Here is a 15,290-nt window from a genome sequence, read left to right on the forward strand (position 1 = left end):
AGGTGGTTTGTGTCTTTGCTGCCGTTTTGTTAGAGTAGCGGGATACGCCGGAGCACCCGCCAGAGACGCGGCCTCCCACACTCATCCCCCGACATACGGAGTATTCATGACCCAGGTAAAAACGGGCGATACCGTTTCGATTCATTACACCGGAACCTTGTCTGACGGTTCGACATTCGACAGTTCCGCCGGGCGCGCCCCGTTGGAGTTCACGGTTGGCGCGGGCCACATCATCCCCGGTCTCGATCAGGCGATCCCCGGCATGGCTGTGGGCGACACCAAAACCGTACAGGTGCCTGCCGATCAGGCGTACGGTCAGCGCGACCCGAATGCACAGCAGGCCGTGCCGCGCGCCGACATTCCGGCTGACATTCCGCTTGAGCCGGGCACACAGTTGCAGATGCAAACACCCACGGGGCAGGTTGTCCCGGTCATGGTCGCCGAAGTCACCGAGACCGAGGTCACCTTGGACGCAAACCACCCGCTTGCCGGGCAGGATCTGAGGTTCGACGTTGAGTTGGTCGAAATCAAAGCGGCCTGAGATGGGGGCTGACCGGCGGTGCCGATCAGACCAAGGCGAGCGTGATCGTACATTGTTCCTGAACCAATGGCGAACAATGGACGATCCCTCGCTCTCCCCGAACTATTGTCAGCCCAAAGAAGCCGGCTTCAGGTACGAACCCCGGCGAACCGTTCTTGCCAGCCTGCGCGTTCTTCGTCGCTGATCTTGCGGAACGTCACCTCGGGCACCGAGAACACATGACCTTCCGGCAATGCCTGAACGGCTGATGCCACGTCGGCAGGCCAGGTTGCGTCTTCCGCATGCATCGCTGTCAATAGCTGTGCCGAAGCATCCGGGATGAACGGGCTCGAGATCACCGCGTAGAACCGGATCAGGTTGAGCGCGATGCGGATCTGCATGGCTGCCGCATCTGGGTCTTCCTTGAATGTGCTCCAAGGGGCGACATCCTGCAGGTATTCGTTGCCAAGCACCCAAAGTGCGCGCAGAGCGGCGGCGGATTTGCGGACCTCGATGGCGTCCATATGCGCTTCGTATTCGCGCAGGCCCTTTTCAAGATCGGCGATCAACTGGTCTTCGCGCGCCCCCGGTGTGCCGCCAGACGGAACCGCCTCGCTGAACTTGGAGCGGCAGAACTTTGTCACACGGCTGGCGAAGTTGCCCAGCACGTCGGCCAGATCCTTGTTCACGGAGCCTTGGAAATTTTCCCAGGTGAATTCGCTGTCCGAGCTTTCGGGCGCGTGGCTCAGCAGCCACCAGCGCCAGTAATCTGCGGGCAGAATCTCGAGCGCCTGATCCATGAAAACGCCGCGGCCCTGCGAGGTGCTGAACTGGCCGCCATCGTAGTTCAGGTAGTTGAACGACTTGATGTAGTCGACCAGCTTCCAATCCTCGCCCGACCCGAGGATCGTCACTGGAAAGCTGAGCGTGTGGAAAGGGACGTTGTCCTTGCCCATGAATTGCGTGTAGCGCACATCGTCCGCGCCGCGCTCAGTCCGCCACCAGCGTTCCCAGTCGGCATCGGTCTTGCCATTGGCTTCGGCCCATTCACCGGCGCAGGCGATGTATTCGATGGGCGCGTCGAACCAGACATAGAAGACCTTGCCCTCCATGCCGGGCCACTCTTCGTCGCCTTTCTTGACCGGGATGCCCCAGTCCAGATCGCGTGTGATGCCCCGGTCCTGCAACCCGTCGCCATCGTTCAGCCATTTCTTGGCGATGGAAGTGGTGAGCACAGGCCAGTCGGTCTTGCTGTCGATCCACTCCTGCAGCTTGCCGCGCATGTCGGACTGGCGCAGGTACAGGTGCTTGGTTTCCCGCACCTCAAGATCGGTTGAGCCGGAAATGGCGGACCGCGGGTTGATCAGGTCGGTCGGGTCGAGCTGCTTGGTACAGTTCTCGCACTGATCGCCACGCGCTTTATCATAGCCGCAATTGGGGCAGGTGCCTTCGATATAGCGGTCGGGCAAGAACCGTTTGTCCGCATGGCTGTAGACCTGCTTTTCGCTGACTTCGCGGATCAGGCCAGCGTCGGCAAGACGTCCCGCCAGATGCTGGGTCAGCTTGTGGTTCTGCGGGCTGGACGAGCGGCCGAAATGATCAAAGGACAGGCGGAAGCCTTGTGCGATCTCGGCCTGAACCGCATGCATCTCGGCGCAGTAATCGGCCACGGGCTTGCCAGCCTTTGCGGCGGCCAACTCGGCCGGGGTTCCGTGCTCGTCCGTGGCGCACAGGAACATCACCTCGTTGCCTCGTGCCCGCAGGTAGCGGGCATAGAGATCTGCGGGCAATTGGCTGCCCACGAGGTTTCCAAGGTGCTTGATCCCGTTGATATAGGGGATTGCCGACGTGATGAGGTGCCGTGCCATATCGTATGCGCCCGCGCTGTAACTGAGGTTTGCGCCGCTTTAGCGGATCACAGGCCCAAGTGCCAGAGGATCAGTCCTTTTCTCGGCTGGTTCGCATCAACCGCCCGATCAGGAAAGATGTGCGCGGCGCATAGACATAAGGCGTCTTGGGCTGACTGGGTCGGGCACGCATCCGGATCAATCCGAAAACCACCAAGCCCGCGTGACCTACGGCGATCATGGCAAAGAGAGCCGGAGGACCGAAGATGCCCATAAGTACCGAGGCAAGGTAGGGTGCTGCAATCGCCCCGCAGGCGTACCAGAACATCAGTGCCGCAGACAGTTCGACCCGTTCGCTGTCGCTTGCGAAATCATGGGCGTGCGCTGCGGCCACAGAGTAGATCGGGAAACTGGTCAGGCCAAAGATCATCGCGGTCAGGAAAACGCCAGAGGTTGGAAGATCCGTCAGCGTTGCGGTCAGCACACAGGATGCGATGGCTGCAACCGACAGCCAGATCAGCACCCAACGCCTGTCGTATTTGTCGGCGAGCCACCCCACGGGGTATTGTGCCAATGCGCCGCCCGCCACGAAGGCCGCCATGAAGAGCGCGATCTGATCCAGCGCGAGGCCGACACCTTGCCCATAGACCGGGCCCACCATGCGGAAGGAGGCAGACGAGATCGCAGCGACGATCACGCCCGCCACGGCAAGGGGCGAGCGGGCGATCGCCATTTTGGGGCGCAATCGCGGCGCGTCAGGTGTTTCGGGTTGTGGCCGGGTGGTCAGGGCCAGCGGTAGCAGCGCTGCACAGCAGAAGATGGCCAACAGGTTGTAGCTGACATAAGCCGCTGGGGTCAGCACACCGATCAGCAGTTGGGCGATCAGCGATGCACCCATGTCTGCGATCCGGTAAAGCCCCATGGCACGGCCGCGGGTCTCATTGGTCACCTCCGCCTGAAGCCAGGCTTCGATCACGGTGTAGCAGCCTGCAACGCAGACCCCTGTTGCGATCCGCATCAGCGCCCAGGCGACGGGATCGGCCCACATCATATGGCTGATCAGCCCAATCGCGCCCAGTACCGTGAACGCGGAAAAGGCGCGTGCATGGCCGACAGTGCCCATCAGACGCGGGGCCCACCAGCAGCCGACAAAGAAACCAACGAAATGCGCAGATCCCAGCATCCCGATTTCGGCGGTGGTAAAGCCCAGTGTTATGCCGGAGATGGCGTCCAGTGGTCCGACACCACCGGATGAGATCTGAAGCAAGGCAACAGACAGGAACAAGGCGGCGAAGGACAAGGGCAGGCGCATTCAGCTTTTAAAAGACTGATACGCCGGGCACGTCCACTGTTTATCCGACGCGAGAGGTCGTTTTCCGCGCTTTGGACGTGCAGTGTTCCGCCTAGACTTTGTTGTATTGGTCGAGGACGGTGTCCACCATGACATAGGTCTGTGGCATGAAGCGCCCTTTCGGTTTTGTCTCAATCCACCAAGCCCGCGCGCCTTTATTGTTCAGTAAATCACGGAGAAGGCTGTGAAGCGCGCCCTCCATTCCAACAAGCTTGTTCGGGATGGTGTCATTGTGTTTGACGAAGTTGCCGATGATGTGGATGCCTTGCTCGAGATACATTCCGAACGCGCGTTTTTCGGCTGGCGTGAGCGCATCATAGTCTCTTTCTGCGCGCTCCAGAAATTCCGCAAAGTCCAGATTGTTGCTCAATCCTTTGAAGTTGCTCAGGCTTTCAAGCAAATCGCGCCAGTTGGCGAGTTCGGATTGTTTTCGGTTCTGTCGCAGTTCGTAGGCCAGAAAGATCAGTGACAGGATCACGCCGAGCGCGGCAAGGATATCTGCTATCGGGGCAAGCTGGCTAAGCGACATGTGGTTGCTCCTTTGCGCCTAGCCTAGAGCACGCCTCCTTGTCCGGTAAAGCGGGTGATCTCCCGGTTGCAGAGATTTTGGGAACGAGGCCAGACGGACGGATTGTCATCAGCCAGTCACGGGGCGGGGCCATGCGGGCGCGCAGGCGGCTCAGGGTCCAGTGACCCGCCCCGTGGTGATGGGCAGGGTCCAGCGACCAGCGGGTTTCTATCCCCGGCGCGCCGCCCTGACCGGGGGTCAGAAGCAGGGCAAGTGGACGGCAGATGCCCGCACCACATCCCGCCTCGGCGGCCAGATGCAGACGGCGGATCGGCACCATCGCGGGGGGTGCCGTCAGATCGGCCACCACCACGGGCGCATGCCCATCACGCAGCGCTTCTTCCATCGCCCAGAGCAGCATGTCGCGTTTGGCGGGTGTGACGAACAGGATATGGCCCGGCGTGATGTGACCCGCGATGGCGTCAGGGCAGAGGAATTCAGTCGCCGCGTGCTGCGTGATCCAGACCACCGGTCCCCCCAATTGTGCGGCAATGGTCACCGCCAGTGTGTGCCGCGCCAGCCCACAGAGTTCGTGCACGCGTCCCAGCCGCAACGCGATTTCGGGATCGCCCAGCGTGATCTGCGGCGCGGGGCGGTGGGGGCGTCGGGACAGAAGGGCGTTGGCACTGTGCATGGCAGCAGTTTACGTGTTCTTATTTTGTTCTCAAGAGATTCGTCGCACCTTGCGTGTCAGCCCTTGCCTCGGATCGGTGCAATTGGTCAGGTACGTCAAAGAATTGCCCTCAAGAACAAGGTTCCGTCTGCCGTGATCCCGATTTTGCGCGCCACATTGGTTGCGATCTGGCTGGCTTTCCCAGCAAAGGCGGCTGACCTGACGGTGTTTGCGGCGGCCTCGTTGGGCGACGCGATGGCCGAACTTGCAACGGTTTGGAAAGCTGACACCGGTCAGGACGTCACCCTTGTTCTCGCGGGCAGCTCCACATTGGCGCGCCAGATCGACGCTGGCGCACCTGCCGATGTCTATGTTTCGGCAAACGAGACATGGATGGATTGGCTGGTCGACCGTGGCCGAGCTGTGCCAGAAAGCCGTGTAAACATCGCGTCGAACCGTCTTGTCCTGGTGGCACACGATCCCGCCGCAGCTTCGGATACCGATATCACAGCGCAGACCGACATAGTGCGTGCCTTGGGAACGTCGGGGCGTCTGGCCATCGCCTTGCCCGAAGCCGTGCCCGCAGGCATTTACGCCAAGACCGCACTCACCGCTCTTGGGCTTTGGGAAGGGTTGAGCACACGACTGGCCCCCACCGACAATGTCCGCGCGGCGCTGGCGCTCGTGGCCTTGGGCGAAGCGCCCTTGGCAATCGTCTATGCGACTGACGCCAAGGCTGAGCCGCGCGTCGTTACCGCAGGTGTGTTCCCCGAAGACAGCCATCCGCCCATCCGCTATCCGGCAGCCGTGGTCACCGATACCCAGTCACCCAACGAAGCTTCCGAATTTGTGGCGTGGCTGGTCAGCCCGGCAGCGCAAGACGTTCTAAGCCGCTATGGGTTTCTTCCAGTCGGGATATCGGAATGACCGGATGGCTTGGGCCAGAGGAATGGCAGGCGGTCGCCCTGTCGCTCAAGGTGTCGTTCTGGGCAACGCTGCTCAGCCTGCCATTCGGCTTGCTCTGCGCGCTGGCGCTCGCACGAGGGCGGTTCATCGGGCGGGATGTGCTGAATTGGCTGGTCCATTTGCCGCTTGTTCTTCCACCGGTCGTGACCGGCTATCTGCTTTTGCTTGGCTTCGGGCGGCAAGGGCCGATCGGGTCCGTGCTTGATAGCGTCTTCGGGATCACATTGGCCTTCCAATGGACCGGGGCCGCCTTGGCCGCCTCAATCATGGCGTTCCCGCTGATGGTGCGGGCCATGCGGCTGGCGATCGAAGCCGTTGATCCCAAGCTGGAAGAGGCCGCCGCCACCTTGGGGGCCAGCCGGCTCAAGGTGTTCAGCACGGTCACCCTGCCTTTGATCCTGCCGGGGATCATCGCGGGGGCGGTTCTGGCATTTGCCAAGGCGATGGGCGAATTCGGCGCAACCATCACCTTTGTGTCGAACATCCCCAGTGAAACACGCACCGTGCCATCAGCGATCTACGCCTTCCTTCAAGTCCCCGGCGGCGAGACCAGCGCGATCCGCCTTGTCGTGGTCGCGGTCGCCATCGCCATCGGTGCGCTGATCCTGTCCGAATGGCTATCCCGCCGCGTCGCAAAACGGATTTCGGGATCATGAGTCTGTCAATCGACATACGGCGGTCCCTTGGCGGGTTCGATCTGAACACCACGTTCGAGGCGCCCGAAGGCGTGACCGTGCTCTTCGGTCGGTCGGGCAGCGGCAAAACATCGGTCGTCAAATCCGTCGCGGGTCTGGTGACGCCTGAGCAGGGACGGATCACCTTGAACGGCCGGGTTCTGTTCGATGCTGGCACGCGGACGGATGTGCCGGTGCACAAGCGGCGCTTGGGATATGTGTTCCAGGACAGTCGCCTGTTTCCTCATCTCAGCGTTCGGGACAACCTGTGTTACGCGGCGCGCGTCAGTGGACGTGGGGCAAAAGATCCCAAGGATGTCGGTGCACTCTTGGGAATTTCGCATCTTCTGGACCGGAGGACCCATTCCCTATCGGGTGGTGAGGCACAGCGGGTGGCGATTGGCCGGGCGCTGTTGTCGGAACCCGACATGCTCTTGATGGACGAACCGCTCGCCTCGCTAGATGGGCCGCGCAAGGCAGAGATTCTGCCCTATCTCGAAACTTTGCGGCGCGAGACCGGACTTTCGATCCTTTACGTGACCCACAACATGGCCGAGGTGGCGCGGCTGGCCACCCATATCGTTCTGATCGACGACGGTCGCGTGGTACGCTCGGGTGCCCCGGAAGAGGTGCTGACGGACCCTGACATGGTCCGCATGCTCGGCATTCGCGATGCGGGTGCCGTGTTGTCAGCCCAAGTGGCAGCGCATCATCCTGACGGTTTGAGCGAATTGGCGATATCTGCCGGGACGCTCTTGTTGCCAGCGGTGGATGCCCGCGTAGGAGCCAAGTTGAGGGTCCGCATTCTGGCGCAGGATGTGATCCTTGCCCGAGCGCGTCCTGAAGGATTGTCAGCGCTCAACATTCTGCCGGTCCGCGTGCTTGCCGTGCGCCGTGGCGAAGGGCCGGGTGTTATCGTGCAGCTCAAGGCGGGCGAGGACCGTCTTCTGGCTCGCATCACTCGACGTAGTGCAGATGCGTTGAACATCGTCGAAGGCGGCGAATGTTACGCGGTGATGAAATCTGTTGCTGTCTCGCAAACGGACATCGCTGTTGGCTTGCAGACCGGGCTTTAGCCGCTACGTTGCGCGCAACCAAATTCGAAGGAACGCACGATGAAGACGAACCGACTGGGCAAAACCGATCTGATGGTGTCCGAACTGTGCCTTGGCACGATGACCTACGGCAATCAGACGCCCGAGGCGGATGCCCATATGCAGATGGATATGGCGCTGGACGCGGGGATCAATTTCATCGACGCGGCCGAGATGTATCCGGTCAACCCGGTTGCCAAGGAGACCATTGGTCTGACCGAAGAAATCCTTGGCAACTGGTTCCAGAAAACCGGCCGCCGCAATGATTGGATTCTCGCCACCAAACATTCCGGCGAGGGGATGCAATTTGTCCGTGACGGTGCGCCGATCACAAGCGAGAGTGTTCCCGCCGCCGTCGAAGGATCGCTGAAGCGGCTCAAGACCGACCATATTGATCTCTACCAGCTGCATTGGCCCAATCGCGGGTCCTACATGTTCCGCAAGAACTGGACCTTTGACCCCAGCACCCAGAACCGGACCGAGACACTTCAGAACATGGCGGATGTTCTTGGCGCGCTGGGTCGCGAGATCGAGAAGGGGCGCATCCGGCACATTGGTCTGTCCAACGAAAGTGCCTGGGGCACGATGATGTGGCTGCAGGTGGCGCACGCGATGGCTGGGCCGCGGATGGAAAGCATCCAGAATGAATACTCACTGATGTGCCGTTTGGCCGATACCGATCTGGCCGAGGTGATGGTGCATGAAGAAGTGTCGCTTCTGCCGTTCTCACCTTTGGCGGCAGGGCTGTTGACCGGGAAATACCAGAACGGTGCTGTGCCCGAGGGGTCGCGCATGTCGCTCAATGGCAATCTGGGGGGGCGCAAGACGGACCGGGCGTTCCTGGCCGTCGATGCCTATGCCAAGGTTGCGCAAGAGGCTGGTCTCGATATGGCGCTGATGGCCCTGGCGTGGTCAGTGCAACGACCCTTCGTGGCGTCTTCGATCTTTGGCGCGACAACAGCCGATCAGCTGGCGCATTTGCTCAAGGTCGAAGGCATGACCCTGAGCGCCGACGTTCTGAAGGCGCTGGATGACACGCACAAGCAGCATCCTATGCCGTACTGAGCCGCTGGACGAATGATCGATTACGCGCTGCTGGCCGCTTCTTTGGCATCCAGCGGCAGCACATCGGTGCTCGTGGGTTCAGGCACGGGAACAGGACGGCTGCCCGTCTTGCCCAATCGCGCGGGAAGAGTTCCCGACAAGGCCCACGCGCCAAGCAGCGCGGTCGCCCCAGCGCCAAAGATTGCCGCCAACGGCGCCACAAGCAGCACCAGCCACGCCATACCGGGTGTGAGAATGCCCGATACGTCGCGGAAACTCGAATAGACCGCAGACATTTCGGTCCGTTCCGACGGTTTGACCGCCAGTAGAAACGGCAATCCCGCCGAAACATCGAGCAAGATCAGAAAGAATGATCCCGACATCAGGCATAGCACGGTGAGCCATGGCAGGCCGGACAGCAAAGCCGCCGACCCGAAGAGCAGTCCCGCCATTAAAAACCCGGTGCGGACGGCATGCCGGATTGAATAACGCTGCATGAAGCGCAGCATGAACGGTGTTACGAACAGCGCAGCGTTGGAAATCGACAGTGCGATCCCGCCCAATTGTTCGCCCAAGCCGGACTGGATCGCAAAGATCGGCAGATAGACGACATAGACCCACCATCCACAAGACCGGATCACCGCGAAGAGCCAGCCGGCCACCAGACGGGGTTGAGCAAAGAACCTTGGCAGGAACCCCAACGGATTTGTCGGGGCACGACGGCTCTTGGTGATCAGTTTGCCATTGCCCATGCGCATGGCAAGGAACATCAAAAGCATGCTGAACGACGCGGTTGCCGCCACCAGAAACGGCGCCGGTTCCCACCATTTGAGCAAGATGACTCCAAGAACCGGACCTACCGTCCAGCCTGCTGCGCTGTAGAACATGCGCGATGTCTCGCAGCGGCCCAGTTCGATCTTGGCGATGTAATCCAGCACATAGGCGTTGAAGCAGACAAAGGTTGTCACGGTCGCGGCAGAAGTCAGCGTCAGCCCGATGATCGTCGTCGGTGCCGATCCGTCGATAGCAAGAAGCGATCCCGCGATGAAACAAGATGCGCCCGACATGTAGACCCAGCGTCTGGGCAGAAACCGTGCGAGGAACGGCACAAGCAGGCCGGTCAAAAGCGACACGATGCCGATCAGGAAATAGACCTGCGACACCAGTGCTGCATCTTGCAGCGCCTGATACATGCGCAACGGAAAGACCGAGATCAGGATACCCCGCGCCACCGCTTCGGCCGCAGCCAGCATGGCAAAGCCGCGCACGCTGGGTGCAGGTGCGTGGCGAAGCCACTCGGGTATGCGTCTGTCGTGCATGTCTTGCCTTCGGTGTCGTAGGGCAGAAATACGCGCCCGTGCATCCCATGCATTGCTGTCTGCGACCCGATGTCGTTTTCTTGAAACGACACTTAACGATCGCTCTTGAGCGATGCGGGTCGGAAAGGATGTTTATGCCACAATACGGACCTCTGACCGGGATCCGCATCGTTGAGGTCGAAGGCATTGGCCCCGGCCCTTTTGCGGCCATGATGCTGGCTGATCTGGGGGCAGACGTGATTGTCGTGCACCGCCCCCGATCCGGTCCTGTTGTCGGATTGAAAGAGCGCCCCGTCACTGACAGAGGCAAACGGTCTCTCATGCTCGACTTGAAATCGGATACGGACCGGGACGCGCTTTTCAAGCTGGTCGCCCATGCCGATGGCCTGATCGAAGGCTTCCGGCCCGGAGTTATGGAACGCTTGGGACTTGGCCCCGAGATCTGCCATGCCGCCAATCCGCGTCTGGTCTATGGGCGCATGACAGGTTGGGGACAGGATGGCCCATTGGCGGAACGTGCGGGGCATGACCTGAATTACATTTCGATGTCGGGCGCGCTCTGGTCTTCTGGGCTCGAGGGCGACCGACCGACCGTTCCGCCGACTTTGATCGGCGATATCGGCGGCGGCGCGCTTTACCTGGTTGCAGGGATGCTGTCGGGAATCATCGCCGCCGGGCGCACCGGGATGGGCACAGTGGTCGATGCTGCGATCTATGATGGTGCTGCGCATATGCAAAACCTGCTCATGTCGATTGCGGGCAGGGTGGAAGACGGCCCTTCGGCGCAGGCCAATCCGCTAGTCGGCGCGCACTGGTCGCGAACCTATCGCTGTGCGGATGGCGGGTTCGTCAGCGTGCAATGCCTTGAGCCGAAGTTTTATACAGAGTTTCTTGGCAAGCTTGGCCTTGCCGAAGATGCGGACTTTGTGAACCACCAGTTCGATCAAGCCACTTGGCCACGCTTGTCGGATCGGCTGGCGCAGGTCTTTGCCGCGCAGAAGCGGTCATATTGGGAACAGCTTTTCGAGGGCAGCGACGCCTGCGTCGCGCCAGTGCTCTCTCCGCGCGAAGCTTTTGCGCACCCGCAAAATGTGGCTCGGCAGACATGGCATGAAGTTGACGGCAGCCTGCAAGCCGCTGCTGCGCCGCGCTTTGATGGTCAGACGCCAGCGCCGCCTGCGGATATTCGGGCCAGAGGGCAGGACAGTGATGCAATTCTTGCCGCGTTGTCCGAACATTCTGGTTGGCCGGAAAGCCCTGAGAACTGATCAACCCAAAGCCGCGCGCAAGTCTGACAGGTGATCGGGAAAGGATCGCGCGGTGATCTGTGATTGCCGCACCAGATTGTCGAAATGATCTGAAAACGCCCGCACCCGCTGCGTGTCGCGGAAAGCGAGGTAGTTGCTGCCCAGGTAGATAACAGCGAGCAACGGGCCGAATACGGTGATCGGGGCGGAATAGACCTGCCGCGCATCAAACAGATAGATGCGCATTCTTGGATACAGCGCTTTCGTCAGGTTTAGCCAGTGTTCGATCTGTTGTCTGCGTAGTTCCAGGGGAAGATCGGCGTAATAGCCTGTGCCATCGACGAAGCTCTGCACCTCGAACAGCGGCATGGCTATCTCATAATCCGAGGCCGACTGCCGCATCCAGGCCAACCGATTGGCCGAAGCGGTGATCGCCTGCCCGGTGGTGCGTCCCAGATGACGGCCGTATTCCCATGTCAGCACGTCGTTGGTCTTGAGCATGTCCGGCAGCGCCGCAGGCACATGGCGGATCTTGTAGCCCTCCGCCTCGCGGTGCCAGTCGAAGATCTGTTGATCCACCAAGGCGCGGGGCGCGTTGGTCAAGGTCATTGCATTGGCCAGAAGGTCGGTCGCGTTTTCAGGATGTTCAGACAACCCCAACAGCCAGTCCGCCGAAACGCCAAGCGCAGAGGCGCAGGCTCCCACGACATGTGCGTTCGGCAACCGTGCTGCGTCGTCCCGCAGGATCTGCGAGATCGTGGACCGGTCGATTCCTGTGCGTCGGGCCAATTCGCTCTGGTTCGTGTCAGATCGTCGGATCGCGATCAGCAGGCGTGTGCGGAACAGGTCGGCGCGTTGCAGCTTATCCATGGGTGAAATCCAGCATCTGGTGATAAAAATCACGCTTATGGATAATTGTGCACTGTTCTCAGAATTCTGCAAGTCGGGCGCGGGTTCTATGGTGATCGCCGGGAACTCTTGGGGTCACAATATGACAGACATGCCTTTGCCACGATCGGCAGAGCTGCGACGTGCGGCCGAATGGCCGACGCTTTTGATGCTTGGCATCACCTATGGTGTTTGGGCTGTTGCGACCGTCTGGGTCAGCGACATGTCGGTATTTCTGGCCATCGCGCTTTGTGCGTGGGCTGCGGCACAGCATTCATCGCTCACACATGAGGCGCTCCATGGTCATCCCACCCGGAACAAGCTTCTGAACGCGGCCTTGGTGTTTCCGCCGCTGACCCTTGTGGTTCCCTACCTTCGTTTCTTGGATACCCATATTGCGCACCATCAGGACGAAAACCTGACCGACCCCTATGATGACCCGGAAACCAACTATCTCGATCCTATGATCTGGGACCGCTTGCCTAAGTGGCGCAAGGCGGTGTGCCGCGCGAACAACACGTTGGCGGGGCGTCTTATCCTTGGTCCCGTTATCGGCCAGATCTCTTTCATGGCGGCCGATTGGCGGCTGATCCGCGCGGGTGACCGTCGCGTTCTGGCGGGGTGGCTTCTGCACATCCCGGCAGCTGCCAGTGTCGTCTGGTGGATGGTCTCGGTTGCGCAGATGCCGATCTGGGCGTGGCTGCTGTCGGTCTACCTGTCGCTGTCGCTGCTCAAGCTGCGTACGTATCTCGAACACCGCGCGCATGATCGCACAACCGCCCGCACGGCCATCGTCGAGGATCACGGGTTTTTCGGATTGCTTTTTCTCAACAACAACCTGCACGCGGTGCACCATATGCACCCAAGCGTGCCGTGGTACGCCTTGCCCGATCTCTACCGGACACGGCGGGCGCAGTACCTCGCGTCCAATCAGGACTATCACTACGGCACCTATGCCGAGGTGGCCCGCAAGTACCTGTTCCGCGCCAAGGATCCGGTGCCTCATCCGCTGTATCGGGATGGACAAGGGCGCTGACCTGACGCCATAGAGGCGGATGGAACTCTGGATTTTCGCCAGCGTCGCGGCAGCCCTGTTTCAGACCGTTCGGTTCATGCTGCAAAAAGTGCTGAGCATGGATGTGCTGAGCACGGCTGGCTCGACCTTTGCCCGCTTCGCGTATGCGGCCCCCGCTGCACTGGGGGTGACACTCGCCTATCTGTGGTTCCGCGAGACGCCGTTTCCCGTGCTTAACGGGTGGTTCTGGTTCTATGCGATGCTCGGCGGGGTGTCGCAAATCCTTGCCACCGTCTGCGTGGTCGCGCTGTTCCGACAGCGCAATTTCGCGGTCGGGATCACCTTCAAGAAAACCGAAGTGATCCAGACTGCGATTGTCGGCGTCGCCTTGTTTGGCGCGGAAGTCTCAATCGAAGGCTGGGGCGCGATCCTCATCGGGTTGGTGGGCGTTCTTTTGCTGTCACGAACGCCGGGGCTGGATCAAGGTCTGTGGACAAGCCTGACCAGCCGCGCCACGGGACTCGGACTGACTTCGGGGTTCTTCTTTGCGTTTTCCGGCACCAGCTACCGCGCAGCATCGCTTCAGATCGACAGCGAGGATGCTTTGCTGCGGGCTGCGGTGACCCTGACCTGCGTGACGGCGTCCCAATTCATTGGCATGGCGCTGTGGTTGCGTTGGCGGGAGCCGGGGCAGCTCAGCGCCGTCTGGCGCGCGCGCAAAGTGGCGGTCTGGGTGGGTCTCACGTCGATGGCGGGGTCCATGGGATGGTTCACCGCCTTCACCTTGCAGACGGCGGCCTATGTGCAGGCGGTCGGTCAGATCGAACTGATCTTTTCGCTCATGGCGTCGGTGTTGTTCTTCAAGGAAAAGGTCACCGCTCGCGAATTGATCGGGATCGGCTTTCTTGCATTGTCGATCCTGACCTTCATCCTCGTGATCTAGTCCGGCATCGGCCGACCATAAAGGCGCAGGAACAGGCTTTCCTCGTCATCATTGCGAAAGAAGGGAACCGAGGCTGGCGGGTGCGGATCAGTGGCGCGCGCTGCGACTTCGGCCAGAACCACCTCGGTGATGAATGGCAGGTCGAAGCCACGCACCTTGTCCAGAGCGATCCATTGCAGATGCGCCAGCTCGTCTGACGCGGCCGAGAAATCATCCGGGTCGCTGGCCAGATCATCCGCATCCAGAAGAAAGAACCTTGCATCGAACCTGCGCGGGCGTCCCGGCGGTGTGATAGCCCGAAACACGAATTGAAGCGGTGCTGCGCTGGGTACATGGCCGCGTGCCGCGAAGTCCTGCCAGTTGTGCGGAGGAGCATCCCATGTGCCCGGACGTCCTAGGATCTGCCCGGTTTCCTCCCACAATTCGCGGATTGCTGCGCCTGCTAACGCCAATGCGCGATCTTTGGCAACACCATCGGTCAACCGGCTTTCGCAAAGTGGCGACAGAGGGTCGGCAAAGGGCACATGCGCATCTTCCGGGTCCACTGCGCCACCGGGAAAGACAAACTTGTTGGGCATAAACGCGGCGCTAGCCCCGCGCTGGCCCATCAGAACGCTGGGTTCGTGATTGCGGTCACGCAGCACGATCACCGTGGCCGCGTCGCGGATGGCTGTTTTGTCGATGATTGCCTCTTCGGTCACGCACGCACCCTTCCTGTGGCGAAAGGGTCAGGATCCGCTGTTGGCAAACCCGTGCATCTGTCGTGACCACTGAAACGCCACGATCGCCCCTTTCAATCTGGGCAGAAGGTAGAGCGTCAGCGCGACGCAGCCAACCGCGAAGATCGTGAACAGCACAAGTGGCTCTGGGCGGAAATTGACGAACACGATGTGCAGAAGCGGCGCCATCAGGTGACCCACGATCAGAATCGTGAGGTAAGCCGGGCCGTCATCGGCACGGTGATGATGCAGCTCCTCGCGGCACACCGGGCAGGTGTCACGTACCGTGAGATAGCCGCTCAGCAACGGACCGCTGCCGCAATTCGGGCATTTCCGCCGCCAGCCTTTGCGCAGCGCAGGCCAAGTCGGACGTTCGTCCTCGTCTGTCATGTGTGATGTCGCCATGTTCGCACTCCCTCCTGCAAGATGACGACCCGCGTTGGCGATGAACAGTGACCAAACTGTCCTTGCGGCTGGATGTC

At 60.8% G+C, this 15,290-nt stretch carries 16 protein-coding genes; 8 read left to right on the plus strand and 8 right to left on the minus strand.

The features are described 5' to 3' along the window. The first annotated feature begins 106 nt into the window (after positions 1-106). Positions 107-541, plus strand: a complete 435-nt coding sequence (locus ACMVPR_RS20890) for an FKBP-type peptidyl-prolyl cis-trans isomerase (RefSeq protein WP_416884425.1) — start codon at positions 107-109, stop codon at positions 539-541. A gap of 128 nt (positions 542-669) precedes the next feature. Here ACMVPR_RS20890 and metG read toward each other — a convergent pair whose 3' ends face one another. The 4 genes from metG to ACMVPR_RS20910 form a co-directional block, all read right to left on the minus strand. Then, positions 670-2,388 carry a methionine--tRNA ligase gene (gene metG, locus ACMVPR_RS20895; protein WP_416884426.1) on the minus strand — a complete coding sequence of 573 codons (1,719 nt, stop codon included), beginning with the start codon at positions 2,386-2,388 and terminating at the stop codon, positions 670-672. Positions 2,389-2,458: 70 nt separating this feature from the next. Beyond that, on the minus strand, positions 2,459-3,679 hold the full coding sequence (locus ACMVPR_RS20900; protein ID WP_300584771.1) for an MFS transporter: 1,221 nt from the start codon (positions 3,677-3,679) through the stop codon (positions 2,459-2,461). 91 nt (positions 3,680-3,770) lie between these two features. Beyond that, positions 3,771-4,247: a hypothetical protein gene (locus ACMVPR_RS20905; protein WP_416884427.1), complete on the minus strand. Its 477-nt coding sequence runs from the start codon at positions 4,245-4,247 to the stop codon at positions 3,771-3,773. Continuing rightward, complete coding sequence (locus ACMVPR_RS20910) at positions 4,237-4,920, minus strand: ImuA family protein (RefSeq protein ID WP_416884428.1); 684 nt, start codon at positions 4,918-4,920, stop codon at positions 4,237-4,239. Before ACMVPR_RS20910 ends, ACMVPR_RS20905 begins: the two co-directional genes overlap by 11 nt. A gap of 132 nt (positions 4,921-5,052) precedes the next feature. On the opposite strand from ACMVPR_RS20910, the gene modA reads away from it, so the two are divergent. Genes modA through ACMVPR_RS20930 form a run of 4 tightly spaced genes read left to right on the plus strand, consistent with a single transcriptional unit; the run spans position 5,053 to position 8,698 of the window. Continuing rightward, positions 5,053-5,826, plus strand: a complete 774-nt coding sequence (modA, locus tag ACMVPR_RS20915) for a molybdate ABC transporter substrate-binding protein (RefSeq protein ID WP_416884429.1) — start codon at positions 5,053-5,055, stop codon at positions 5,824-5,826. Then, positions 5,823-6,521, plus strand: a complete 699-nt coding sequence (modB, locus tag ACMVPR_RS20920) for a molybdate ABC transporter permease subunit (RefSeq protein WP_416884430.1) — start codon at positions 5,823-5,825, stop codon at positions 6,519-6,521. The genes modA and modB overlap by 4 nt, the downstream gene beginning before the upstream one ends. Next, positions 6,518-7,615: a molybdenum ABC transporter ATP-binding protein gene (gene modC / locus ACMVPR_RS20925; protein ID WP_416884431.1), complete on the plus strand. Its 1,098-nt coding sequence runs from the start codon at positions 6,518-6,520 to the stop codon at positions 7,613-7,615. Before modB ends, modC begins: the two co-directional genes overlap by 4 nt. Positions 7,616-7,654: 39 nt before the next feature. Further along, positions 7,655-8,698, plus strand: a complete 1,044-nt coding sequence (locus ACMVPR_RS20930; protein ID WP_416884432.1) for an aldo/keto reductase — start codon at positions 7,655-7,657, stop codon at positions 8,696-8,698. Positions 8,699-8,718: 20 nt separating this feature from the next. On the opposite strand, the gene ACMVPR_RS20935 is transcribed toward ACMVPR_RS20930, so the two are convergent. After that, entirely contained in the window at positions 8,719-9,996 is a 1,278-nt protein-coding gene (locus ACMVPR_RS20935; protein ID WP_416884433.1) for an MFS transporter, read from the minus strand. Positions 9,997-10,130: 134 nt separating this feature from the next. Between ACMVPR_RS20935 and ACMVPR_RS20940 the strand changes: the two genes are divergently transcribed. Then, positions 10,131-11,264 (plus strand): CaiB/BaiF CoA transferase family protein, encoded by a 1,134-nt coding sequence (locus ACMVPR_RS20940; protein ID WP_416884434.1) that lies wholly within the window; start codon positions 10,131-10,133, stop codon positions 11,262-11,264. On the opposite strand, the gene ACMVPR_RS20945 is transcribed toward ACMVPR_RS20940, so the two are convergent. After that, the gene (locus ACMVPR_RS20945; protein ID WP_416884435.1) at positions 11,265-12,113 is read right to left on the minus strand and encodes a helix-turn-helix domain-containing protein; all 849 of its coding nucleotides are present in this window, start codon (positions 12,111-12,113) and stop codon (positions 11,265-11,267) included. A 121-nt stretch (positions 12,114-12,234) separates the two neighbouring features. On the opposite strand from ACMVPR_RS20945, the gene ACMVPR_RS20950 reads away from it, so the two are divergent. Next, positions 12,235-13,167, plus strand: coding sequence for a fatty acid desaturase (locus tag ACMVPR_RS20950; protein ID WP_416884436.1), 933 nt, complete (start codon positions 12,235-12,237; stop codon positions 13,165-13,167). A 19-nt stretch (positions 13,168-13,186) separates the two neighbouring features. Then, entirely contained in the window at positions 13,187-14,089 is a 903-nt protein-coding gene (locus ACMVPR_RS20955; RefSeq protein WP_416884437.1) for an EamA family transporter, read from the plus strand. Here the strand turns inward: ACMVPR_RS20955 and ACMVPR_RS20960 are convergent. Next, positions 14,086-14,790 (minus strand): NUDIX hydrolase, encoded by a 705-nt coding sequence (locus ACMVPR_RS20960; protein ID WP_416884438.1) that lies wholly within the window; start codon positions 14,788-14,790, stop codon positions 14,086-14,088. The two genes, ACMVPR_RS20955 and ACMVPR_RS20960, sit on opposite strands and share 4 nt — an antisense overlap. Before the next feature lie 27 nt (positions 14,791-14,817). Continuing rightward, positions 14,818-15,213, minus strand: coding sequence for a DUF983 domain-containing protein (locus ACMVPR_RS20965; protein ID WP_416884439.1), 396 nt, complete (start codon positions 15,211-15,213; stop codon positions 14,818-14,820). Between the last annotated feature and the right edge of the window lie 77 nt (positions 15,214-15,290).

Source organism: Marivita sp. (assembly GCF_048006345.1).
Lineage (GTDB): Bacteria > Pseudomonadota > Alphaproteobacteria > Rhodobacterales > Rhodobacteraceae > Marivita.